This is a genomic window from Bacillus sp. M5A3_1b (assembly GCF_053345335.1).
The window spans coordinates 617,324-639,891 of sequence record NZ_JBKEZY010000001.1; the positions used below are offsets into that span (position 1 = coordinate 617,324).

Consider the following 22,568-nt stretch of genomic DNA (forward strand, 5'->3'; position numbering starts at 1 on the left):
ACTTTATTCCTCCCAGTTAATTAAACCTTTTTTCTTCATATTTCTCATAATTTTTCGTTCAATTTTCCGATTAAAGCGCGTTACTAATCCGTCGGTTTGTGCTACCGGTACAACTAAAATTGTATGAAGCCCCACTCGGTTTCCACCTAAAACATCCGTTAGTAACTGATCTCCAATTACTACAACTTCATCTGGTTGCAGGTGCATCTCTTGTATCGCACGCTTAAACGCGCGAACAAATGGTTTACGCGCACTATGAATAAATGGAATACCTAATGGATCAGCAAAGTCTTTCACACGTTGCTCATTATTATTTGAAACGACCGTTACTTGAATACCTTGCTCTTTCATTTTCAAAAACCATTCTTCAAGTTGTGGCGTTGCATTTGGACGATCCCATTCAATTAACGTGTTATCTAAATCAGTAATGACACCTTTAATTCCACGTTTTTTCAAATCTTCTGGTTGAACATGATATACATTTTTCACATATTCATTTGGTAAAAATAGCTTCAATTTCTTTCACCTCTTTGAGGAGTTTTCATAAAAATTTTTCGACAACATATTTCGATATATGACCTGTGGATAAAATTGTACACATTTTCCACATTAATTTTTCAGCTAATTTGGAATTTACTAACAATCTATACACATTTTATCCACCTAGATATGTGGATAACCACTCGTTTGTGACTGTCATATTTTTTTGGTACATTAAATGCAACAACGAATCAACCCTTAAATTATTAGGAGGTGACTCACCTTGAAAACAAAATATATGGAACAGTTGTCTACTGAGTTACTCACTGAGTCTTATTATAAAGCAAAAGAACTAAAATTAAATCCCGACTTCATTTTACTTATAAAACAAGAAATGATTAGACGCTCATTAGAGGACAAGCTTGTCAAATCGTCTTGATTACATATAAAGTGAAATTTTAATGAGCTAACTTGTAAAAAGAGCCATCCTGCGATGGCTCTCGAATAAACAAGTACTCCCATCTAGGGAATTTCATCATTAAGCATCTTTGTCCATAACTCTTGCTTACAGTTATAAAATGTTTTCTTTACTTATGAGCCGAACGAGTAGCAATTTTTTCACCAAGACGAAGCTCTTGTCCACTCTTCAATTCCTGCACTACTTCTATCATATCTTTTTCAAACAATAACACAACTGTTGAGCCAAATGTAAAGTATGCCATTTCTTCACCTTTTTGAACAGTGTCTCTTTCATGCAACAGCTCAATACTATTAACAAACATAGCTCCTACTTTTACAAGTGCCATATGTTCACCGTCACTATTTACTTCTGTAACAGAGCGATAATTTTTTGACAATGGCTCTTTCCCATATTCCATACCAGCTGCATTTACCGGATATGACTTTCTACCAAGTACAAACCTTTCAGTCACAGAACCAGAAAGCGGACTATGAATACGATGATAATGACTTGGGCTTAAATAAATAACCATGTATGTACCACCTGCATATCGCTTTGCACGTTCTTCATTACCTAGCATATCCACGATTGAATAACGCTTACCTTTAATATCAAATGTTTTTGTGTCCTCAATAGGACCGTGATCAGCAAAAACACCATCAACAGGACTAACGATACTCGATGCATCTGTATCAACACTACGCTTTCCTTCTTTTAGCTTACGCGTAAATAATTCATGCAATGTTCTATATTCCTTCAAACCCTTTTCCATCTCACCTTGGTTAATTTGAAAAACTTTCGCATACGATGGAATAATGATAGAGCTCAAACGAGATTGTGCAAATTTACGTAATATATAAGAAGTAAAACGACCATTTGTAAGTTCGATCATAAGTCGATATAATGTACGTCGCAAATTGCGAAACCTCCTAATCAGTCTATAACTTTAGCTTCCCCTTCTTTTCCTTCTATATCATATGTAAAATTGGTTCTTATTCCCACATATCATATAGAACTGTTTCATTATACATGCGGAAAACTAAGTATGGTATTATTCTTAAATTGTTTAGCACCCTCTAATATTACAGATAGAATCCGTCATTTTCAACAGTGAACATAGATTTCTTCTGAACACAACTCTTTTTCTTTCCTTATTTACAAAAAGAAAAGCAGCCCATTTTAAAATATGGCTGCTTGCAATGTACATTATTCTTTCGCTTTTTTCTCTTTCTCTGCTCTTACAAATTCATGGAACATTTTCATTAAAGCACGCTTTTCAATTCTTGATACGTAGCTTCTGGAAATACCGAGTGCCTTTGCGATCTCTCGTTGCGTTTTCTCCTTATCAAGCCCCAGTCCAAAACGCTTCACGATTACTTCTTTCTCCCGTTCGTCTAAAATATCGATATACTCTTTAATCTTTTCTAACTCCATACTAAGCTGAATCATATCAATTACATCTTCAGACTCTGATTTTAATATATCAATAAGCGATATTTCATTCCCCTCTTTATCTTGCCCGATCGGGTCATGAAGTGAAACGTCCTTTTTCGTTTTCTTTAGTACACGTAAATGCATCAAAATTTCATTTTCAATACAGCGTGCTGCATACGTCGCAAGTTTTGTGCCTTTTCCTGCCGAATAGCTCTCGATCGCTTTAATAAGCCCGATTGTACCAATTGAAATTAAATCTTCTGCATCTTCCCCTGTGTTTTCAAATTTCTTAACGATATGAGCTACAAGCCGTAAATTATGTTCAATTAACAAATTCCTCGCTTGAGCATCACCTTGCTCCATTAACTCTAAGTACTTTCTCTCATCGTCTGATGATAACGGCTGCGGAAACGCATTATTCTTTACATAAGAAACAAAGACAAACACTTCTCGAACCATATATCCAATTGCGGCGAATAGACTCAAACCTTTCACCTCCGCCAAAATAGTGGTCTTTACTAAGTGTATGTGGGCGTGAGGTTGTTTGTGTCTGTACGATATAAATATGGAATCCTTAGCTTTTTGTCGAACGAAATACGTCTTTCATATCTTGAATAAATTTTCCAATGTATTACAATATGTAAGATTCCAAAATTTTGAAAGAGGTGTTTTCATGCGATACGCTACATCACAAATCAGAAACTTTGTAATACTCACATCATCATTTTTCTTACTTTCAGCTTGTGGACAACAAACGTCTCCTACAAAAACTGAAGCTACTAAACAAGATACTGCCGTATCAAAAGACAGTACAAAAACTGAAGATAGCCAAAAAACTGAAGACAGTGCAAAAGCTGAGAACAACGCAAAAACCGAGAACAACGCAAAGACTGAGAACAACACAAAAGCTGAAAACAACGCAAAAACCGAGAACAACGCAAAGACTGAGAACAACGCAAAAGCTGATAACAACACAACAACTAAAAACAATGCAAAAACTGAGAACAACACAAAAACTGAAAATAATACGAAACCTGAAGCAGAATCTAAAAACACACAAAAAGAGCAACAACCATCTAAGCAACCAAATAAACAAACTGATACTATTACATTCACAAGTGAAGATGCTATAAAAGTTCTAGAAAAAAGAATGGGAGCTCGCTCAAATGAAATTCGTTACGGCTCCAGCGAAGACAAACTAATTGGCACAATAAATGGTATTAAGCTATACGACGTATTATACGGACGCGAATCTCCTGAAAACTCTCGTACGCTAAATTTTGCAGTGGGATCTGATGGAAACCTATATGATTGGTCAAAAGCTCAAGATGGTATTCTTCAACCACTTAACGGCAATTAATAAATGATTCTAAGAACATAGTAAAAGCCAATCGATACGTATCGATTGGCTTTTACTAATACTCACTCCAAATTTTCTCCCCAGTATGTGCATCAATATAACGAATTTCTCGACTACACTCGAAAGGTTCTTTACAATTTTCATCTGTCGTTTGTTTATACAATAATTTATATACCGTTTCTTCTGCATCATTATCTATGTCCCATTCTAAATTAACTCGGATGGCCTCTTTGTATATTTGTAACGCTTTTTCTTTTGTAACTTTTGGTGTTGTTTCATATGTAAGCAATTCTTTTATAAAATTGCTAGATTCTCCAGAGTAGTGCATCACAGCACCATTTTCTGTATTAATGTTGAGCATGATATATTTTCCCGCTACACAAAAGCCATTTACATATATCGAAAAGGAAAATCTCTCTACCCCCTCTTCCGATTCATAATCATCCCAAAGCTGAACATACTTTGTTGCGTTTGGAATAATTACCTCTAAAAATTGAAGTGCTTTTTCTAAACATTGCTCTCTTGACAATATTGATTTCCTGTCCTTCTCGTCCGTCCACATTAAACAGGAGATCAATTGATTTGTTCTTTTATCTACAGTAATTACAACGAATTTATCATGCTGCAACATAGGAAAATTCTTTTTATAGAACTCATTCATTGAATATGGATCCTTCACTTCTATTTCTTTTTGCACTGCTTCTTTCAATGCAAATTTCATTTGGACTTCATACTCATCTTCTTTTTCATCTACTTTTATAAACTTTTCTACGTCCCAATCTAATAAATCGAAAACATCTTTTTTCTGCCTACTTTTTACCGTTTTTTCAACAGGTACTGTAGGAGCTAATTTATAGTGTTCCGGTTCAAATAAATCTTCTCCCGTACTGGCATCAATAAACGCATGGCTAGGTTCTGGTTCATATACAAGATGGTACCCTTTTACTTCCTCTCCATTTTCATACTCACATGAAGAGTGTGTTAAATCCACAAATACAAGTCTCATATCTTGTCTAGCTTTCAAATTTTCTAAGACGACGTTCTCCTCAACAATTTCACTTGGCCATACCGTTTTTTTCTCGATAGCTTTTTGTCCATTATAACGAAAATGCACAACATTACCTGAAGGACAAACTTGCACGACACATCCTGTATTCGGCAGTGGATAGCCATTCACTTCTTGCATATAATTTACTTCTTTCCAACCACTTCTGTCGTCCTTAACCGTTACATATGTATAACATTCATAACCTTCTTTTGTATATTTTTTTAAAAATACATTTGCAATCTCTCTTGCTTTATTCTCCTCTAGCGCTTCCTTACCACTCGAAAAATATTTTTTATCATCTATACTAAATTCGATTAAATTACCAGTATGTCTATTCAGCGTAATTTGTATCGTTCTCTCCTCATCCTCTTTATGTTCCCACCATAATAGATGATATGGGTCATCCACACCTTCTTGATCATCTACGACAAGCCTATAATCATCTGGAATATCAATCATATGAGCCACTTGCTCTTTTCTTTCTTTATCTTTTTGATTCATCATACCTCTCCTTCATTACAATTTAAGGTAATTATAACAAATAAAACTAAATGGCTATAAACAAAAAAGACTAGAGATATCTCTAGTCTTCTACTTCGTCTCACGATGTAGCGTTACTCGCTTTAATCGTGGACAATATTTTTTTAGTTCGATGCGCTCTGGATTGTTTCGTTTATTTTTTTTAGAAATATAATTACGATCACCGCACTCTGTACAAGCCAATGTAATATTTACACGCATATGTAATTCTCCTTTCTTTCAAAGATCGCAAACTAAAACGTAATGATTACGATTTATATGTTATATAAATTCATTCTATTTGTCAATTACAAAACAAAAGGGATCTAAATAGAACCCTTTTGTTTAAGTAATCTATACCTTTTTTTAAAATGTTTCATATGTAACAAACTCACTAATCGGCTTTCGATATCCTCGTGGACGAATTTTAGTAGTATCGCTTTTTCCTATCGTAATCATTAAAACAGGTACTACATGCTCCGGCATATTTAATTCACTTTGCATTGCTTTTTCATCGAAACCGATCATTGGGCACGTATCATAGCCGTAATATTTAGCTGCATACATAAAAGTCATCGCACTTAACGATGCATTTCTAATCGCTTCCTCTTCCATGAAGCGTTCTCCTTTTCCTTCATATAGCCCTTTCGTTTGCTTAATTGTATCTTCATATTCACATTCATCAATAATCTTTAAAACCTTCATACCAAAATAAATATTTTCGACATTTGGGTATGCTCTCTTATCACCACAAACAAGTATTACCGCAGATGCACTCGAAACTTTATATTGTCTGAAAGCTAACTCTTTTAATCTTTCTTTTCGCTCTTGATCACGAATTACAACATAATGTGTATGTTGCAAATTGTAACAAGATGGCGAAAGCTTTGTTAGCTCAAATATTTTTTTAAAATCCTCATCAGGGATTTCTATTCCTTGTACAAATTTCATTGCGGAACGTCTAGCAATTGCTAATTCTTCAAAGTTCACCGTATAGCCTCCTTAATAACCATAAATTCAAATATACATTAATTTATATAATTAAATAAATCAAATGAAAACACTTTAAATTATGGATAATGATGCTTTACAAAAAAAGACAAAAATCTGAAACAATTAGTTCATACGAAATTCACACGAATCTATTACTATAAGAATTGTACATAGTGAATTTATTAACAATCACGTTTATTCATATAGAATCTTACTCGAAAGGAGTTGAAAGTATGAAAACTAAATATCGTTTTATGATCTCCTCATTTGCTGCTTGCGCTTATATGCTTTGGTATTTAGTATAATAACAACCTCACTTGTAAATAGGAAAAGGTGTGTATATAAATGGAATATAACCAATCAACAGTTAACTACTGGAAAGCTTTTGTACTACCATATACATTTGCTTTAGAAGAGTTAAAAACTAAATTTGAAATTATGAACCGGGAAGCTCAATTTTTAGAGGATTACAACCCGTTTGAACATATAAAAACAAGATTAAAACAACCTGAAAGTATTATTAAAAAGCTTGAACGTAAAAATTTATTACCGACAGTTGAGAATGCACAAACACATTTACAAGATATCATCGGCATTCGTATTACATGTTGCTTCGTAGAAGATATTTATCATTTAAAAGAAGTCATTCAAAAGCGTGAGGATATGGAAATCATAGAAGTAAAAGATTATATCGCTAATCCAAAGGGAAACGGATATAAAAGTTTACACATGATCATTAAGTATCCTTTATCACTGAATTCTGGTACAAAAGATGTATTTGCAGAAATCCAGTTACGTACACTTGCTATGGACTTTTGGGCAAGTTTAGAACATAAACTTTATTATAAATATGAAGGGAAAATACCTGAGTATTTAAAAGATGAACTACATGATGCGGCAATGAAGGCTGAAGATCTTGATAATAAAATGGCAACAATTCGCCAAGATATTGATGATATCGAAGCATGTTCAAATCAAATTCTATTACCACTATAAAAAGGTTCTCTCCAATGAGAACCTTTTTTATTTCGCTATTTATGGGCAGTAAGACTCCCTGATTAAAGTTTCACTTTATTTCTTCCCTATCGTGCGAACCTCTTCAATTTTCCATCCATCCTCTTCTTTTCCAAGTGCATACTGTACATTTTTCTGAAGAGTGACCTCCCCATCTATTTCCTTTTCCTTTGTTTCAACTACAACATACCCTGCTTTACTAGCTTTCATGTCTATATGTTCCAATTCAATTTTCTTATTCCCCTTTTGAAAAGCGGCTTCTTTTTGTGTTTTTAAGTCTTCAGCACTAGGCAGCTTCTTTGAGAATAACTCCATATGTTCAGCAAGATTTTTTTCATTTGTCGTCCGTACAAATTTCTCCATAACATCTTGAATCGATTTTTCTTCTTCTTTCGTTATTTGTACCTTCTCCTCAATTTTTTTAGTAGTAGATTTTTGTTCTATATAATTCTCCTTGGATTGACATCCAACTAGCAATAATACACCTATTAGAAGGGCTCCTATCCCTCTGAAAAAAGTCCTCATCATTCCCATCTCCTAAAAAGAAAAGTGAGGCATTTCGCCTCACTTTTCTTGATAATTAGCGTCTTCCTTTATTCGGATCGCCACCGCCAACAATATCAAAGACACGTTTAGCGATATTTGTATTCTCTTGAACGCCAGAGAACAAGTATTTACCAGGGCCAAATGCATATACGTTTACATCTTCCCCCGTATGTCCACCTGTTGTCCATCCTGTAACCGAACGCTTATTGAAAATATCCTCAATCGCATTATCAATCTTTGTTACATCTTTTGAAGGAGCAATATCATTTACCGCTTTAATTTCTTCTGGTGTTAATTGTAAATCAATATATTTTTTTAATGTCTCTTCTACATTTGCACCTTTTGCAATCTCATTTGCCATGAAGTCTGGTGTGCGTTTTGCAGCTTTAATTGGATCTACTTTAAAGTTATACTCACCATTCGCACCTAAAGATAATCCGCCAGTAGCGTGGTCTGCCGTTGCAACGACTAACGTATTTTTATCTTTTTTCGCAAACTCAATCGCTGCTTTAAATGCTTTTTCAAAGTCTTCCATTTCACTCATTGCACCTACGATATCATTATCGTGTCCAGCCCAGTCGATTTGACTTCCTTCAACCATTAAGAAGAAACCATTTTTATTTTTGTTCAAACGCTCAATTGCTGCATTTGTCATTTCTTCTAATGAAGGTGTCTTCTCATTACGGTCAATCATTTTATCTAAACCGCCTGGTGCAAATAAACCTAAAATTTGATCGTTTTTATCATTTAACAATTGATCTCGATCTGTTACGTAGCTATAACCAGATTTCTTAAACTCTTCTGTAAGATTACGATCTTTTCTAACAAAGTTTTTTACACCGCCGCCAAGCATAACATCTACTTTATGCTTCCCTTTAATTTTTTCATCAAAATAATCATTTGCAATTGCATCCATATTTTTACGACTAATGTCATGCGCACCGAAAGCAGCTGGTGTTGCATGTGTAATTTCAGAAGTAGCAACGAGTCCCGTTGATTTCCCTTTTTCTTTCGCTTGTTCAAGAACAGTTTTCACTTCTGCTTTATCATTATCAACTGCAATTGCCGCGTTATATGTTTTAATTCCCGCTGACATAGCTGTTGCTGCTGATGCAGAGTCTGTGATATTTTCATGTTCATCTTCCGGATATGTTTTTTGTGTTCCTACAAGATGCTTATCAAACTCTGTAGATTCCATCTCGAATGTTTTTGGATTATCTTTCATATAACGATGAGCCGTCATGTATGAAGGACCCATACCATCTCCAATTAACACAATAACATTTTTAATCTTTGCATTGCTTCCGCTCTCATCTGCATTTACTTCACTAGAACGTGTAAAATTCCATGTTGCCACCGAAGTAACTGCTAACGACGCCACAACTGCAAATGGCCATGCTTTTTTCACAAACTTTTTCACTGTCTTGTCCCCCTAATTAGGTTATTCATTTCCCACTATCAAATTTAATAGAAGACTATTAAGAGAAAATTAGTTATATGTAAATTTTTTGTTAACTTATGTAAATATCAGTTATAATTTGTATAAGTTTGTCTGTTCGTATCAACCTTCTTCCCCTTTACAATTAAAATATAAACAAGTTGGATTTCATGTAACGTAAATCTCTTATTTAACATTTTCAATCTACTTTTATGAAAATTAATAGAAATGTGGGGCGTATTTATGAAAACAATAAAGCTAGATGAATCTTTTATTTTTGATTTACTCGACCTTTGTAAAGCTATTGGATGGTTACAAGATAAAGAATTTATGAAAAAACAATTCGAAATGTATCTTTCTCTCGGCACACTTATCGGTTATATGCATGAAAATAAACTGATTGCAGCTGGAGGAGTATTTCCTTTTAAAGATAGTTTTTCTACTATTGGCATGTTAATCGTCCATCCTAATTTTCAAGGCCAAGGCATCGGACGTATTTTGCTAAATTGTTGCTTAGAACACACTCATCCAAAGCAACCAATTGCACTTATTGCAACAAAAGCTGGCGAGCCTCTTTATACATCATGCAAATTTCAAACAGTAACGACGATTCATCGTTTTGAAAAACAAACTACTAAGACAAATATCACTCATACACAACAAGTAAAAGAAAAAGACCTTATCTCACTTATTTCTCTCGATCAAATTACAACTGGTGCCGATCGTTCTTTACTTTATTCATTACTATTACCAAGAACGAGCCACTCTTTTAAAATTGAGAGAAATAACTGTATAGAAGCTTTTTCCTTATGTATACAAAAAGGGAATATATTATGCGTCACTCCACTTATCGCAAAACAAGAGAAGGATGCTATTCAATTATTCAAGAGAATCTGTGAATGTTGGAATGGCACAGTAAGGATTGATGTCCCACATTCACAATTTTCATTTCGTAAATTTCTTCAAACAGAAAATTTCCAAGAAACGCTCCTTTCACCTCTTATGATGAAAAATGGTAGCCAACTTCCTGGAAATCGTAATATGCTATTTGCTATGATAGACACAGCCTTATGTTAGAAAGGGGACACCTAATTGACGCGATTTAGCTATTTTATGGTAGGTTGTCTTACTCTTACACTATTAGTAGGATGTAGTGCAGCAGAAAAGCCAGTAGAGCAAGTAAAACAAGTGAAAAATACACTTACAGCGAAACTAGCTACCGAGGAAAAAATGGTAGAAATAGATGGTCAAACCATTTACTTTAAAAAGATTGGTAATGAAAAACCACCTTTACTTATGATCCATGGATTTGGAGGATCGTCAGATGGTTTTCAAAAGATTTACTCAGACTTAGCAAAAGATCATACAATTATTTCTGTAGATGCTTTAGGATTCGGGCGCTCATCTAAGCCAATGGATTTTTACTATTCTTTCCCAAACCATGCAAATTTGTATTATAAATTAATGAAAAAACTAGGTTATGATTCGTTTGCAATACTAGGACACTCAATGGGCGGAGAAATTTCTCTTAATTTAACGTATTTATATCCTGAAGCCGTTACCCACCTTATTTTAACTGATGCTACAGGCGGTCCTCATACATTCGTTAATAAACAAGGTTCACCAAAACCACAGTTGTCGACTGATTTAAATACTGTTTCTACTATTGCAGATTATGATGAAAACAAAGTTAAATCCAAGCGTAATGATGAAGAGCATTACAATAAAATGAAATTATGGCCTAGACGTCTTCAAATCAATGCAAATGAAATTAAACAACCAACCTTAATTATATGGGGAAGAAATGATAGTAGCGTTTCTTGGAAAGAAGGAGAAACGTATCATCAATTCTTAAAAAATAGTACTTTCCATATTATCGAAAAAGGTTATCATGCACCATTTCGTCAAGAGCCACAAGAATTTGTAGGTTATGTAAAAGAATTCTTTAAGAACAATAAAGTTGAAAAATAACATAAGCGGGTATCTCATTTTGAGATACCCGCTTTCATATATTAAGCAGCTTGCTTTTGGCGCTTTTGAGTTTTTGATCCTAATACTTTCGGAATAACGAAACCATCTATTCCAAATTTACCAGCATTCATACCAGAGACTAGAACGAACATTGATAGAATAACCATTTCAGGATTTACACCAATTGACCCACTAAGCATATAGGAAAAGTTCATTACAAGACCGAAAAAGACCGCTGTTTTTGTTAAACAGCCTACAATTAAACCAATTCCGACTAAAATTTCTCCCCACGTTACAAGTGTATTAAATAGATCAACGTTTGGAATTGCAAAATCTTGTAAAAATGATGCCCACCAAGATTGAACAGCCGGTTGTGCTCCTTTAGCTTTTTCAATTGCACCTTGTAAATAACCCGTTGCATCGAACCCTTTTCCTTGTAGTTTACCGATTCCAGCCATTAACCATGTATAACCAAGATACACTCGAATTACTGCTAACACAAAAGAAACTGCTTTGTTTTCTCTTAAAAATTGAATAACCATATCTTCCTCCTAAAGTTGTAATTAAGTTAGTTACAGATAATATAATAACATTAGTTACTTATTTTTCAAACGTTAATTATGAATAATTCGTGACATGTGTATGAAACATTAAAAACTAACGTTTATATAGTAACTTTTATTACCTGTAAAAACTTGAACATATCATACCATAGGTGATAATCATTTTCATTGAAGAAAATGTAAAAAAAATGTGAGTTAAATGTGAAACGCATTTATTCAAATATAGAATAAATGCATTTTCACTATTTATAGAATTGAAATGTACGTGTCTCCTCATCGATTAATTTCGCCTCTTGAAAAGCATCTTCTAACGTTTTTTCATGGCTAATAAGCCCATAAAATAAGCGTATTGTAAACATAAGTGCTGCATTCCCATCTACATAATCTATCGATCCAATATACGATTTCGCCCCACTATGTAAGAAAGATTCTGCTAGTTTTCGCTCCCCTAACGTACACCCGCTATTTACAATATGTGTATTATGCAATTTTGCATATTTATAAAGTGAAACTTTAATCAGTGGGGGTTTTGTTCATCCCCCACTGATTATTAGTTGAACCAATCGGACGTTAACGGACAGTTGATCTCCCACCTAACTTCTTTGCTCCAACTGAATTTTGAGGTGGGAGTTTTACTGTCCGTTAACGCGGGATAAATTTCTGCTGCACCAAAGTATCCCCTCGGTTCATCTTGCTCATATATATCTTCACCTAACTCTTCCATGACAAACTCTCCTTCCTCACCATGAAAGCAAAAAATAACATAATTGATATCATTATATAAACCCTTTCCAGAAAGAATATTAATGAACTTTCTCGGTCTACCAATCCAGTATGTTACAACTTTTGCCCCAAAATATTCAAGCGATGCTCGGATTGATTGCGCCTCTAAATCCGAATTGAAACCAACTACTAATGCAACATTCAACATACACCTTCCATCCTATAATTAGATCTCATCAATCAGACTTTTAAAAGATACATCCATTTCATATATACCCGTTTCTTGCAAAAAATCAGATCTAGTTAAAACGACTTTCTGTACATATTGCCTATACGCTGTAATTGTCCCGTCGTGAGATACAATGCAAATTCTTTCAGCACCTAGCTCATAACACCAAAGAAGAAATTCATCTACTATTTGCTGAAAACGATTTTCTGAAATAGTATTTATACCTTCCGTCCATAACTTCTTATTTGTACTTTTCTCTATCGAAAAATGTGGAAATAAATTTGCTATCATTTCCTGATCTATTATGTCATCACATGGTAATGTTTTCGCTCCTTCTCGATAAGGAAAAATACGTGGGGATACATATGGATGGACGATTTTTTGACAAACTACTTTCGCACTCCATATTGCCGCTGTTTGTAAAGTTCTACGTGTAGGACTAACAATTAATATATCCGTTTCTTGTAATGGCACATTGCATTGAAGTAATTTAGCCTGATTCTTTCCCTCATCCGTTAATGGAGGATGAAGCACTTGTAAACTTGAAGGAAAATCCTTTGTATGTTCACCTTCTCCGTGCCGAACAAAGACAAGCTTCATACCCAGCCTCCTCTCTCTATGAAATCTTCTTACATATTTCTTCCCTATCTCATTCTTTATTCCTGCTATATGAAAAACTGGTGTGTAAAAAACATTTGACATAATTAATTGAAAAACATTACAATTATAATATGTAAAATACTTTTTACAAGAGAGAGGTGAATCACAAATATGAAATGGATTATCGCCTTTATCGGAATGATCATATGGGGATACATAAATGGATTTTTTAATAGTGATAAAACTGCTAATCCTTGGATTACAGATGATGAACGTGAAACAAAAATTAAGCAGAAGGCAATTATTGCAAGCTGGTCTGGTGTTTTCATGTTTTGTATCATTAACCTCTTAAACAAATGGTTAGGTTTAGGAACGAGTAATACATCACCTTACTTACCATCTTCTGTCGCAACTATTTTAAAAGAAAATGTAGAGTTACAAGTTTTACTTATGCTATTTATTACGTATGGCATATTTTACGTATACTATCGAAGAAAATTAAGCGCTTAACTTTTATCTCATGATTATCCTCCTAAATGGTTATAGTAATTAGGACGAAATGAAAGGAGCGATATAAAAATGAGTAACTCGAATGACTTTTTAGATACACTACATGAAAAGCAAGCAAAAGATGAACAAAATAGAAAGCGTCAGGGAAACGGAAACCCCGCGAAAAAAAAGCCAAATAAAACACATAAATAACAATAAAAAACCTGCCTAAAATTATCTTTTAGGCAGGTTTTTTATTCTTCTTTTACCGATATGACATTTTCCCAGTTCCATTTCTCATAATACCATTCTGGTACATCTATATTTTCAATCCACTTCTTTTCCTGTTTTCCATCACTACTGGAAAGCCATACATTGGCTTTCTTACGGTCTGAACGTATCCATATTAATTGATTGTTCTTCTTCATAAAGATGGGATGATAGTCACCTTGCTTATGGGGTGGCTTTGTGATTTGATGTTGTTCGTCGCTTGTACTATCGATCTCATATAAGGATGGCAGTGGCCTTTTTTCTGGCGGAGTTTCTATCCCTGCCTCTTTTGCTCGTGAAACGATCATTACTTTATCGTTCTTCCATACAAAATCCCAATCGACATATCCTTTCGGCGTAAAGGTGTTCTGCTGAAGTGCCGGCAACTCTTTTACTTTTAAATGTTTATTCTCTAACGCAACTCTTCCGCTTCCTTCAATATAAGCTAAAATATTCTTGGATGGCGCCCATTTGAACCATTGCATGTTTAATAACATTTGATCTACCTTTTCAAAGCGACTGCCATCTGCTCGAACTAAGCAAAGCGTATTACTATCAGCTGACCACGAAGCTGTCGGTACCGCTAAAAATGAAATCCACCTTTGATCCGGTGACCACTCAAATCCACTTGCAACTAGCGCTAGAAAATCATCATGTTCATTTGGTAATGCATACAAATGCTTCATTTTGTGAGGATTCATATGTGCATCTTTTTGCACTTCATATAGCTGAGCTCCTGTCCATCCTGTTGGAAGTAAGTGTGCTTCAGAAGATACAAGAAACTTCTTTCCATCAGGGTACCATGCATAATCACCTACACCAGCTGACACATTTTCAAAATCTGTATTCTTATTTTTGACATCAAACGTATTTAATGTATTTGCAAATACAAATGCAATTATATTCTCTTTCGGTGACCATTGATAATTCGATACCTCAGATTGCAATGGCCTAACTTTTTTTCCATCTTCCAGTCGGTACAACTCCAAGGTGTTTTGCTTCTTTCCTTTAGCATAAGAAATCCATTCTCCATCATGAGACCATTTCGGCCCTGTTATGTACTCGCCTTTTGTTATTTGTTTTTCTTTTCCATCAATTTTAACCCAAAGATCATGATGACGAATAAAAGCAACCTTCACCCCATTATGTTCCGCACTAGTACTAAAAATTGAAGATAAAAAAATAAAAAAAACCACACTACTACTCACGATAATTTTTTTCATACGTTCCTCCATTTTCTTATAGCATTCCTCATATTCCACTTACTATATGCGAATTTCACTCCTTATTAATTGCAGAATTATTGTGGATTTATCCCCAATAAGAATGGGCTTTCCTCGCTGAATATTAGCCATTCGACATAATCCCAAAAAATTTCCCGAAAAATTTTTAATTCAAAGAGGATTGGTATGAATTATGTCGAAAGTATAGTTTAGCCAACATTCGATTTTATATTTCAGAACAAAAATGTAAGATAACTTTTCGGAATATTAGCACTTTTTATTAGGGGGAGTTTCAATGAAAAAAACTACATCTGCACTATTAAGTATGGCGCTTGTCTTTTCTAGTTTTGGAGCTTTAAGCGCGCATGCTGAATCGCTGCAAAAGGAGAAGCAATTTAGTCCACAGTTAAAAGCGAATATTGAGCAATGGGGAGAAAACAAAATCGCGCAAAATGTTGAAACAAAAACATCAAAAGAAATTTCAGTCATTGTAGAATTGCAACATGCTCCGCTCGCTTCACAAAGTAACATTCAGCATGCTCCAGATTTAAAAAATGGAAATGTGCAATCATACCATGCACAACTAAAAAAGGCGCAAGAGGATACAACAAAGAAAATTAGAGAAAAAGCACCAAAAGCAAAGATAAAAGAAACGTATAGCACATTATTTTCTGGATTCTCTATTTCTATCCCAGGAGATCAAGTTGCTGCTTTAGCTTCTTTACCCGAAGTAAAAGCTGTTTATCCGAACTTAACATATAAATTGCATGAAACAGCAAAAAGCGCTACTAAAGAAGAAGCGCCAAATATTGGCGGACCGACAATCGGTGCACCTGAAGCATGGAATTTAAAAGATCCATCTGGCAAACCGCTTGATGGAAAAGGTATGAAAGTCGCTATTATTGATTCTGGCGTAGACTACACACACCCCGACTTACAAGCAAACTATATCGGTGGATACGATACAGTCGATGAGGATAACGATCCGATGGATGGTAACGTACACGGTACTCATGTAGCTGGTATTATTGCTGGTAACGGAAAAATTAAAGGCGTTGCTCCGAATGCTTCTATACTCGCTTACCGTGTCATGAACGATGGTGGAACTGGTACGACCGATGATATTATTCAAGGTATTGAGCGCGCTATTCAAGATGGTGCTGACGTTTTAAATTTATCTCTCGGTCAAGATTTGAATGTCCCTGATCAACCTGTAACAATGACGTTAGAACGCGCAGCAAAACTTGGTGTTACTGCAGTTGTTTCAAATGGAAATGATGGACCAAAACCTTGGTCTGTTGATGCTCCTGGTAACGCAAGTAGTGTCATCTCTGTTGGCGCATCAACTGTTTCTATTCCGTTCCCAGCATTCCAAGTAGCTGGTTCTAATAAATCTTACCAAGGATTACCGTTATCAAAAGCAGATTTCCAAGTAGGAAACGATGCTCAGCTTGTCTATGTTGGCTACGGTAATTCAAGTGATTACGCTAAACAAGATGTGAAAGGGAAGTTCGTCCTTGTTTTACAAGGAACTTCAAGCACGTTAGTAAAGGCAGAACAAGCGAAACAAGCTGGAGCTATCGGGGTGCTACTAATTTCTAATGAAAAAGAAATTAATATTATGCCTGAATATTTTGGCCGTGAAGAGATAGCTCTTCCAGTTATGCAACTATCAAATACAAATGGTGAAGAGTTGAAAAATTTAATTACAAAAAGAAAGAAAAATATAAAAATTGGACAACCGAACAAAACAGAACTTATTGGTAACTTTAGTTCCAGAGGACCATCACAAGGAAGTTGGCTCATAAAACCTGATGTTGTTGCACCTGGAGTACAAATTACTAGTACGGTACCAAGGGGTGGCTATGAATCTCACAACGGAACAAGTATGGCTGCGCCACAAGTAGCAGGAGCCGTTGCCTTACTACGTCAAATGCATCCTGATTGGACGACAGAACAATTGAAATCTGCTCTTGCCAACACTGCAAAAACATTAAAGGATGTCAATGAAAATACATATCCTGTTATGGCACAAGGATCAGGTTTAATTAACATTCCGAAAGCAGCTCAAACGGATGCGTTAGTGAAACCGAACAATGTAAGTTTCGGTCTTATTAAACCGAATAGCGGCAAAGTGAAACTAACACAAAATATTACGTTACAAAATCTTTCTAACAAAAAGAAAAACTTTTCAACTCGTATTGAATTACTAGATACAAAAACAAAAATCCAAACTTCTTTTCCTTCTTCTATTAGTATGAAACCGAATAGTAACATTGAAAAACCTTTTACTATTACTGTAGATAGCTCCTTACCGCAAGGCGTATATACAGGGAATCTGTATGTAAAAGAGCAAGGGAAAACGGAAGAAATGCGTATTCCATTTACATTTAGTATCGATCCGAAAGAATACAAGCGTATTGATGGCCTTGAAATCGTTAATTCTACTTTCAGTCCAAATAATGACAAAATATTAGATGACAACCTAATCAATTACTATTTAGTTACACCAGTTGAAGATATAGCGTTTCATGCCAATTTAATCACGAAAGACCGTGTGACATATCAAGGTAAGGTATATCAAGGTAAAAACGAAACACCAGGTTATAAATCTTTCAAATGGAATGGTACAAGAGCAGACGGATCTCCGTTGCCTGATGGCTTATACCAAATTGAAGCCGTTGCTTCTAACTCTGGTGGAGAAACAAAGCAAACAGGAGCTGTATTTATCGATCGAACAGCCCCTAAGTTAACTCACGAAATTGATCAAGAAAATCTTATTATTAGAGGAAACGTTGATGATATTCTACTAGATTGGATGACAGAATCTGGTTGGATTGCACCTGGTATTCCAGTGGGAATACAATATGAGATTAACGGAAATGGTGTATGGGAGAGTGCATTCTTAAACACATGGGAGAAAAACTACGAAATTTATTTCGATCGTAATCAATTACAACAAGGAAAGAATACAATTCACATTGTAGCAACAGATGCAGCTGGAAATACATCTAATTTAAATGTTGATTTAAATGTAAAATAAAAAATTATTGTTGACAATTTTTTAAATATAGTTTTATAATACAAAACATAGTTTAGTTGAACGAATTATATATCGGCTTTGAAGGAATACTAGTAGCGACTTATATCCCTGTCTCAGAGAACTGATGGTTGGTGCGAATCAGTACATATACAAGCGTGAATTACAATTCTGGAGCTTCTTTCCCGTAATGCTTTTTATGCATGAAGAGAAAGACGGATTTTTCCGTTATCTTAAAGTGAGTGGTAAACAATTACTTGTTTACAAATAGGGTGGTACCGCGATTTTTATCGTCCCTATCGGATTTTCCGATAGGGACTTTTTTGCGTCCATCCTTTTACATAATTTCATAATATACGCGTTGAAAGAATCGCAGTAGTATCTTATATCCCTGTTACAGAGAGCTAATGGTCGGTGGAAATTAGCACATATATAAGTATGAATTACAATTCTGGAGCTTCTTTTTCGTAGTGCTTATAGGCATGAAGGAAAAGACGGAGTTTTTCCGTTATCATTAATTGAGATGTAAGTATATTTTCACTTACAAATAGGGTGGTACCGCGATTCTTTCGCCCCTATCGGATTTTCCGATAGGGGCTTTTTCTATTTCTCACAGAAACAAATATTAAATAATTCCGAATCTTATGATAAAATTTTATAAGCGCTTACAATTTTGAAAGGGGGTGATACAAGCTATACAAAACCGATACTTAATTTTATTAAAAAAAAGGAGGATGTCTAAATGACAAAGAAAACAGAAATTCCATCACATTTAAAACCATTCGTATCCACGCAGCATTATGATCAATACACACCGGTGAATCACGCTGTGTGGCGTTACATTATGAGACAAAATCATAGTTTCTTAAAAGACGTTGCTCATCCAGCCTATGTGAACGGATTACAATCATCTGGTATTAATATAGATGCAATTCCAAAGGTAGAAGAAATGAATGAGTGTTTAGCACCAAGCGGCTGGGGCGCTGTAACGATTGACGGGCTTATTCCTGGCGTAGCCTTCTTTGATTTTCAAGGACACGGATTATTACCAATCGCAACAGATATTCGCAAAGTAGAAAACATCGAGTATACACCTGCTCCAGATATCGTACACGAAGCAGCAGGACACGCACCTATTTTACTTGATCCTACATATGCAAAATATGTGAAACGATTTGGGCAAATTGGTGCAAAAGCTTTCTCTACAAAAGAAGAACATGATGCATTCGAAGCTGTTCGTACATTAACGATTGTAAAAGAAAGCCCTACTTCTACGCCTGATGAAGTTACAACTGCTGAAAATAATGTAATTGAAAAACAAAACTTAGTTTCTGGCTTATCAGAAGCGGAACAAATTTCGCGTCTTTTCTGGTGGACAGTAGAATATGGCTTAATCGGAAGTATAGACGCTCCAAAAATATATGGCGCTGGTCTCCTTTCCTCTGTTGGCGAAAGCAAACATTGCTTAACAGACGCTGTAGAAAAGGTTCCATTTTCTATAGAAGCATGTACTGGAACAACTTATGACGTAACAAAAATGCAACCTCAACTATTTGTTTGTGAATCATTTGAAGAGCTGACTGAAGCACTTGAGACATTTGCTGAAACGATGGCCTTTAAAACAGGTGGAAAGGAAGGTTTAGAAAAAGCGATTCGCTCTGAAAACTATGCAACTGCTGAACTAACTAGTGGATTACAGATTACAGGTACATTCAGCGAGACAATTGAAAACGATGCAGGTAAAGTGATTTACATGCGAACAAATTCACCAACAGCATTAGCAATTCACAATAAACAGCTAGCGAATCATTCTACGTCTGTACACAGTGACGGCTTTGGAACACCAATTGGATTACTCACTGAAAATATTGCATTAGAAAATTGTACAGATGAACAACTACAATCATTAGGAATTACAATCGGAAATGAAGCAGCATTCACTTTTGCAAGTGGTATTCATGTAAAAGGAAAAGTAACAGATATTATAAAAAACAATAAGAAAATTGCGCTTATTTCCTTTATCAATTGCACAGTTACTTATAACGACCGTGTTTTATTTGATGCTTCATGGGGCGCATTTGATATGGCTGTTGGTTCAACAATTACTTCCGTATTCCCAGGTGCCGCAGATGCAGCATCATTTTTCCCAATTGATGAAGAAACAGAGGAAACTCCAGCACCTCTTGCATTAACTGAGCTGGATCGTATGTATCAAACAGTTCGTGATATTCGAGGTGGAGGTATTTTACACGACGCACATGTCGATCAATTAGTAGCAATTCAAGAGGTATTAAATAAATTTTATCCGAAAGAATGGCTGCTTCGCCTTGAAATATTAGAATTACTTTTAGAGCATAACAAAGGGCACGAAACATCAGCAGCATTATTACAACAACTTTCTACTTTCACAACTGACGAAGCTGTAACACGCCTTATTAACAATGGTCTTGCACTACTGCATGTAAAGGATGTGAAAAATGATGCTGCGATTAACTGAAGAAGAAGTTCAAGGGGAATTATTCAAGGTGGATAAATGGATAGTAAAAGATGAAAAATGGATTGAACGAAAATATATGTTTTCCGACTATTTAAAAGGAGTCGAATTTGTCTCTGAAGCCGCCAAACTATCAGAAGAACGTAATCACCATCCATTTATCCTTATCCAGTATAAAGCAGTCATTATTACTTTGTCATCTTGGAATGCAAAAGGTTTAACGAAACTAGATTTTGAGCTTGCAAAGCAGTTTGATGAACTATTTTTACAAAACGAAAAAGCAATTATAAGAAAGTAAAAAAAGAGAAGCCTTTTTTAGGCTTCTCCTTTTATTTTGAAATGAATACAATGTCCAAATGGATCCTGGGCTTGTAATATTCCATCTTTGTACGTAGCGACTTTGCCAATATTTTTTAAGCTTTTACATACTTGCTCTTTTTGTTTTTCATCCGCTAGTACAATTGTGAAATATTTCAAGCCGACGGAATTTGGCATTTGCGGCGGTATTTCTTCACCTTGCCACGTATTTAAACCGATATGGTGATGATAGCCACCTGCCGATACGAACAACGCTCCATTACGAGCTGGGATTGTTACTTCAAAACCAAGACCATCCACATAGAAACGTTTCGCTTCTTCCAAATCAGCTACATGGAGATGAATATGTCCCATCACAGTACCCGCCGGAAATCCATTCCATGTACTTCCTTGCTGTAATAGTTCTTCACCAGCTAACGGGTTACTAACAAATGGTAGTTCTCCATTCTCATCACGCCAAACTTCTTTTTGGCGATCATGATAAATTTCAATCCCGTTTCCATCTGGATCAGCTAAATAAAGGGCCTCACTAAAGTAATGGTCGGCTCCGCCGTGCAGTGGATATACCATTTCTACAAGATGACGAAGAATATTCGCTAAATCCTGTCTGCTTGGTAATAAGATTGCGTAATGATATAACCCCGTTCTCCCTCTTTGCTTTGGTAGAGCTTCTTTCTTTTCTTCAATGATAAGGAGTGGTTCGTTATTTTCATTCCCAAATGTAACAACCATTTCATCTTCTTTTAGTACTTTCATACTTAGTACTTCTGTATAAAACTCTAGTGATTTCTTTATATTTGATACATATAAATGAACAACATCAAGTGTTGTGTCGGGATGAAGTTGAAAACTCATCTTGTTAGCCCCCCATTTAATTTAGTTCTTCTTTAACATTCTCTCTTTTAAGAAATTATCTACAAAACCGTCTGCTTTCGCAACAAATAAGTACGCACCCATTGCTAACAATGCAAGTTCTAATTCGAAGCCAGGATTTTTTCCATCTCCTAATAAACCAGCTGACCATTTTACTTTTACAATTGCTCCAACCATTACAAGTGCAAATAATAATCCAATATATCTTACACCTAAACCTAGAATTAACAATATACCACCAACTACTTCCGCTGTTGCTACACCGTATGCAAGACCTCCTGGTAAACCAATGCTTGTAAACCACCCTGCAATATTGTCAATCCCCGATTGGAATTTTGTTAAACCGTGCATAAAGAATGTTACCCCTAACACGATACGAATAATTAAGTTACCGATATGTTGATTCATTTCATTCTCTCCTTTATAGTTTCCTTATACAAAACTTTTATTTATAATACAAAACATACACTAAATTTTTTTATT

General features: G+C 35.2%; 23 protein-coding genes, 2 pseudogenes and 2 other annotated features. Of the genes and pseudogenes, 10 read left to right on the forward strand and 15 right to left on the reverse strand.

Translation table 11 applies throughout. The annotated features are described in order from the left end of the window. Positions 1-3 precede the first annotated feature (3 nt). Entirely contained in the window at positions 4-516 is a 513-nt protein-coding gene (locus tag ACLBWW_RS03280) for a YqeG family HAD IIIA-type phosphatase (RefSeq protein WP_048541490.1), read from the reverse strand. A gap of 247 nt (positions 517-763) precedes the next feature. On the opposite strand from ACLBWW_RS03280, the gene sda reads away from it, so the two are divergent. Continuing rightward, positions 764-919, forward strand: a complete 156-nt coding sequence (sda, locus tag ACLBWW_RS03285; protein ID WP_000853283.1) for a sporulation histidine kinase inhibitor Sda — start codon at positions 764-766, stop codon at positions 917-919. Positions 920-1,067: 148 nt separating this feature from the next. On the opposite strand, the gene ACLBWW_RS03290 is transcribed toward sda, so the two are convergent. Then, on the reverse strand, positions 1,068-1,856 hold the full coding sequence (locus ACLBWW_RS03290) for a phosphatidylserine decarboxylase (protein ID WP_048541488.1): 789 nt from the start codon (positions 1,854-1,856) through the stop codon (positions 1,068-1,070). Between the two features lie 290 nt (positions 1,857-2,146). Beyond that, a complete protein-coding gene (gene sigK, locus ACLBWW_RS03295; RefSeq protein WP_000051382.1) occupies positions 2,147-2,860 on the reverse strand; it encodes an RNA polymerase sporulation sigma factor SigK in 714 nt (237 codons plus the stop codon). Positions 2,861-3,047: 187 nt separating this feature from the next. Between sigK and ACLBWW_RS03300 the strand changes: the two genes are divergently transcribed. Continuing rightward, a complete protein-coding gene (locus tag ACLBWW_RS03300) occupies positions 3,048-3,734 on the forward strand; it encodes a hypothetical protein (RefSeq protein ID WP_048541486.1) in 687 nt (228 codons plus the stop codon). A 55-nt stretch (positions 3,735-3,789) separates the two neighbouring features. Here ACLBWW_RS03300 and ACLBWW_RS03305 read toward each other — a convergent pair whose 3' ends face one another. The 3 genes from ACLBWW_RS03305 to ACLBWW_RS03315 form a co-directional block, all read right to left on the reverse strand. Then, positions 3,790-5,286 carry a YcdB/YcdC domain-containing protein gene (locus ACLBWW_RS03305; RefSeq protein WP_053078501.1) on the reverse strand — a complete coding sequence of 499 codons (1,497 nt, stop codon included), beginning with the start codon at positions 5,284-5,286 and terminating at the stop codon, positions 3,790-3,792. An 87-nt stretch (positions 5,287-5,373) separates the two neighbouring features. After that, complete coding sequence (rpmG, locus tag ACLBWW_RS03310; protein ID WP_001265617.1) at positions 5,374-5,523, reverse strand: 50S ribosomal protein L33; 150 nt, start codon at positions 5,521-5,523, stop codon at positions 5,374-5,376. 144 nt (positions 5,524-5,667) lie between these two features. Beyond that, positions 5,668-6,252 carry a nitroreductase family protein gene (locus ACLBWW_RS03315; protein WP_447613938.1) on the reverse strand — a complete coding sequence of 195 codons (585 nt, stop codon included), beginning with the start codon at positions 6,250-6,252 and terminating at the stop codon, positions 5,668-5,670. Between the two features lie 387 nt (positions 6,253-6,639). Between ACLBWW_RS03315 and ACLBWW_RS03320 the strand changes: the two genes are divergently transcribed. Further along, positions 6,640-7,290 (forward strand): GTP pyrophosphokinase, encoded by a 651-nt coding sequence (locus ACLBWW_RS03320; protein WP_000456212.1) that lies wholly within the window; start codon positions 6,640-6,642, stop codon positions 7,288-7,290. A 75-nt stretch (positions 7,291-7,365) separates the two neighbouring features. On the opposite strand, the gene ACLBWW_RS03325 is transcribed toward ACLBWW_RS03320, so the two are convergent. Together ACLBWW_RS03325 and ACLBWW_RS03330 are read right to left on the reverse strand one after the other, a co-directional pair. Further along, positions 7,366-7,833: a hypothetical protein gene (locus tag ACLBWW_RS03325; protein ID WP_048541481.1), complete on the reverse strand. Its 468-nt coding sequence runs from the start codon at positions 7,831-7,833 to the stop codon at positions 7,366-7,368. A 55-nt stretch (positions 7,834-7,888) separates the two neighbouring features. Further along, positions 7,889-9,274 (reverse strand): alkaline phosphatase, encoded by a 1,386-nt coding sequence (locus tag ACLBWW_RS03330; RefSeq protein WP_000714921.1) that lies wholly within the window; start codon positions 9,272-9,274, stop codon positions 7,889-7,891. Positions 9,275-9,535: 261 nt separating this feature from the next. Between ACLBWW_RS03330 and ACLBWW_RS03335 the strand changes: the two genes are divergently transcribed. After that, a complete protein-coding gene (locus tag ACLBWW_RS03335) occupies positions 9,536-10,369 on the forward strand; it encodes a GNAT family N-acetyltransferase (protein WP_048541479.1) in 834 nt (277 codons plus the stop codon). Between the two features lie 15 nt (positions 10,370-10,384). Beyond that, a complete protein-coding gene (locus tag ACLBWW_RS03340) occupies positions 10,385-11,263 on the forward strand; it encodes an alpha/beta fold hydrolase (RefSeq protein ID WP_048541477.1) in 879 nt (292 codons plus the stop codon). 41 nt (positions 11,264-11,304) lie between these two features. On the opposite strand, the gene ACLBWW_RS03345 is transcribed toward ACLBWW_RS03340, so the two are convergent. The 4 genes and pseudogenes from ACLBWW_RS03345 to ACLBWW_RS03360 form a co-directional block, all read right to left on the reverse strand. Beyond that, on the reverse strand, positions 11,305-11,805 hold the full coding sequence (locus tag ACLBWW_RS03345) for a DoxX family protein (protein WP_048541475.1): 501 nt from the start codon (positions 11,803-11,805) through the stop codon (positions 11,305-11,307). A gap of 263 nt (positions 11,806-12,068) precedes the next feature. Then, positions 12,069-12,329, reverse strand: a pseudogene (locus ACLBWW_RS03350) (delta-aminolevulinic acid dehydratase); the annotation flags it as partial. 155 nt (positions 12,330-12,484) lie between these two features. Then, positions 12,485-12,757 (reverse strand): annotated as a pseudogene (locus ACLBWW_RS03355) (delta-aminolevulinic acid dehydratase); the annotation flags it as partial. An 18-nt stretch (positions 12,758-12,775) separates the two neighbouring features. Then, complete coding sequence (locus tag ACLBWW_RS03360) at positions 12,776-13,480, reverse strand: histidine phosphatase family protein (protein ID WP_095205677.1); 705 nt, start codon at positions 13,478-13,480, stop codon at positions 12,776-12,778. A 69-nt stretch (positions 13,481-13,549) separates the two neighbouring features. On the opposite strand from ACLBWW_RS03360, the gene ACLBWW_RS03365 reads away from it, so the two are divergent. After that, positions 13,550-13,888 (forward strand): hypothetical protein, encoded by a 339-nt coding sequence (locus ACLBWW_RS03365; RefSeq protein ID WP_000871130.1) that lies wholly within the window; start codon positions 13,550-13,552, stop codon positions 13,886-13,888. 69 nt (positions 13,889-13,957) lie between these two features. Then, on the forward strand, positions 13,958-14,080 hold the full coding sequence (locus tag ACLBWW_RS03370; protein ID WP_000071861.1) for a DUF4023 domain-containing protein: 123 nt from the start codon (positions 13,958-13,960) through the stop codon (positions 14,078-14,080). 41 nt (positions 14,081-14,121) lie between these two features. Here ACLBWW_RS03370 and ACLBWW_RS03375 read toward each other — a convergent pair whose 3' ends face one another. Next, the gene (locus ACLBWW_RS03375) at positions 14,122-15,360 is read right to left on the reverse strand and encodes a TolB family protein (RefSeq protein WP_447613906.1); all 1,239 of its coding nucleotides are present in this window, start codon (positions 15,358-15,360) and stop codon (positions 14,122-14,124) included. A gap of 295 nt (positions 15,361-15,655) precedes the next feature. On the opposite strand from ACLBWW_RS03375, the gene ACLBWW_RS03380 reads away from it, so the two are divergent. From ACLBWW_RS03380 to ACLBWW_RS03390, 3 genes are all read left to right on the forward strand, one after another. After that, positions 15,656-18,403 carry a S8 family serine peptidase gene (locus ACLBWW_RS03380; protein ID WP_048541468.1) on the forward strand — a complete coding sequence of 916 codons (2,748 nt, stop codon included), beginning with the start codon at positions 15,656-15,658 and terminating at the stop codon, positions 18,401-18,403. A gap of 69 nt (positions 18,404-18,472) precedes the next feature. Further along, positions 18,473-18,701 (forward strand) — a binding site (T-box leader). Positions 18,702-18,752: 51 nt separating this feature from the next. Beyond that, positions 18,753-18,980, forward strand: a binding site (T-box leader). Positions 18,981-19,142: 162 nt separating this feature from the next. After that, the gene (locus ACLBWW_RS03385) at positions 19,143-20,897 is read left to right on the forward strand and encodes an aromatic amino acid hydroxylase (protein WP_048541466.1); all 1,755 of its coding nucleotides are present in this window, start codon (positions 19,143-19,145) and stop codon (positions 20,895-20,897) included. After that, entirely contained in the window at positions 20,878-21,192 is a 315-nt protein-coding gene (locus ACLBWW_RS03390) for a 4a-hydroxytetrahydrobiopterin dehydratase (RefSeq protein WP_000979547.1), read from the forward strand. Before ACLBWW_RS03385 ends, ACLBWW_RS03390 begins: the two co-directional genes overlap by 20 nt. 17 nt (positions 21,193-21,209) lie before the next feature. Here ACLBWW_RS03390 and ACLBWW_RS03395 read toward each other — a convergent pair whose 3' ends face one another. Both ACLBWW_RS03395 and ACLBWW_RS03400 read right to left on the reverse strand, forming a co-directional pair. After that, a complete protein-coding gene (locus ACLBWW_RS03395; protein ID WP_048541465.1) occupies positions 21,210-22,067 on the reverse strand; it encodes a VOC family protein in 858 nt (285 codons plus the stop codon). Between the two features lie 21 nt (positions 22,068-22,088). Beyond that, positions 22,089-22,493: a DoxX family protein gene (locus ACLBWW_RS03400; protein WP_001071551.1), complete on the reverse strand. Its 405-nt coding sequence runs from the start codon at positions 22,491-22,493 to the stop codon at positions 22,089-22,091. Positions 22,494-22,568: the final 75 nt, after the last annotated feature.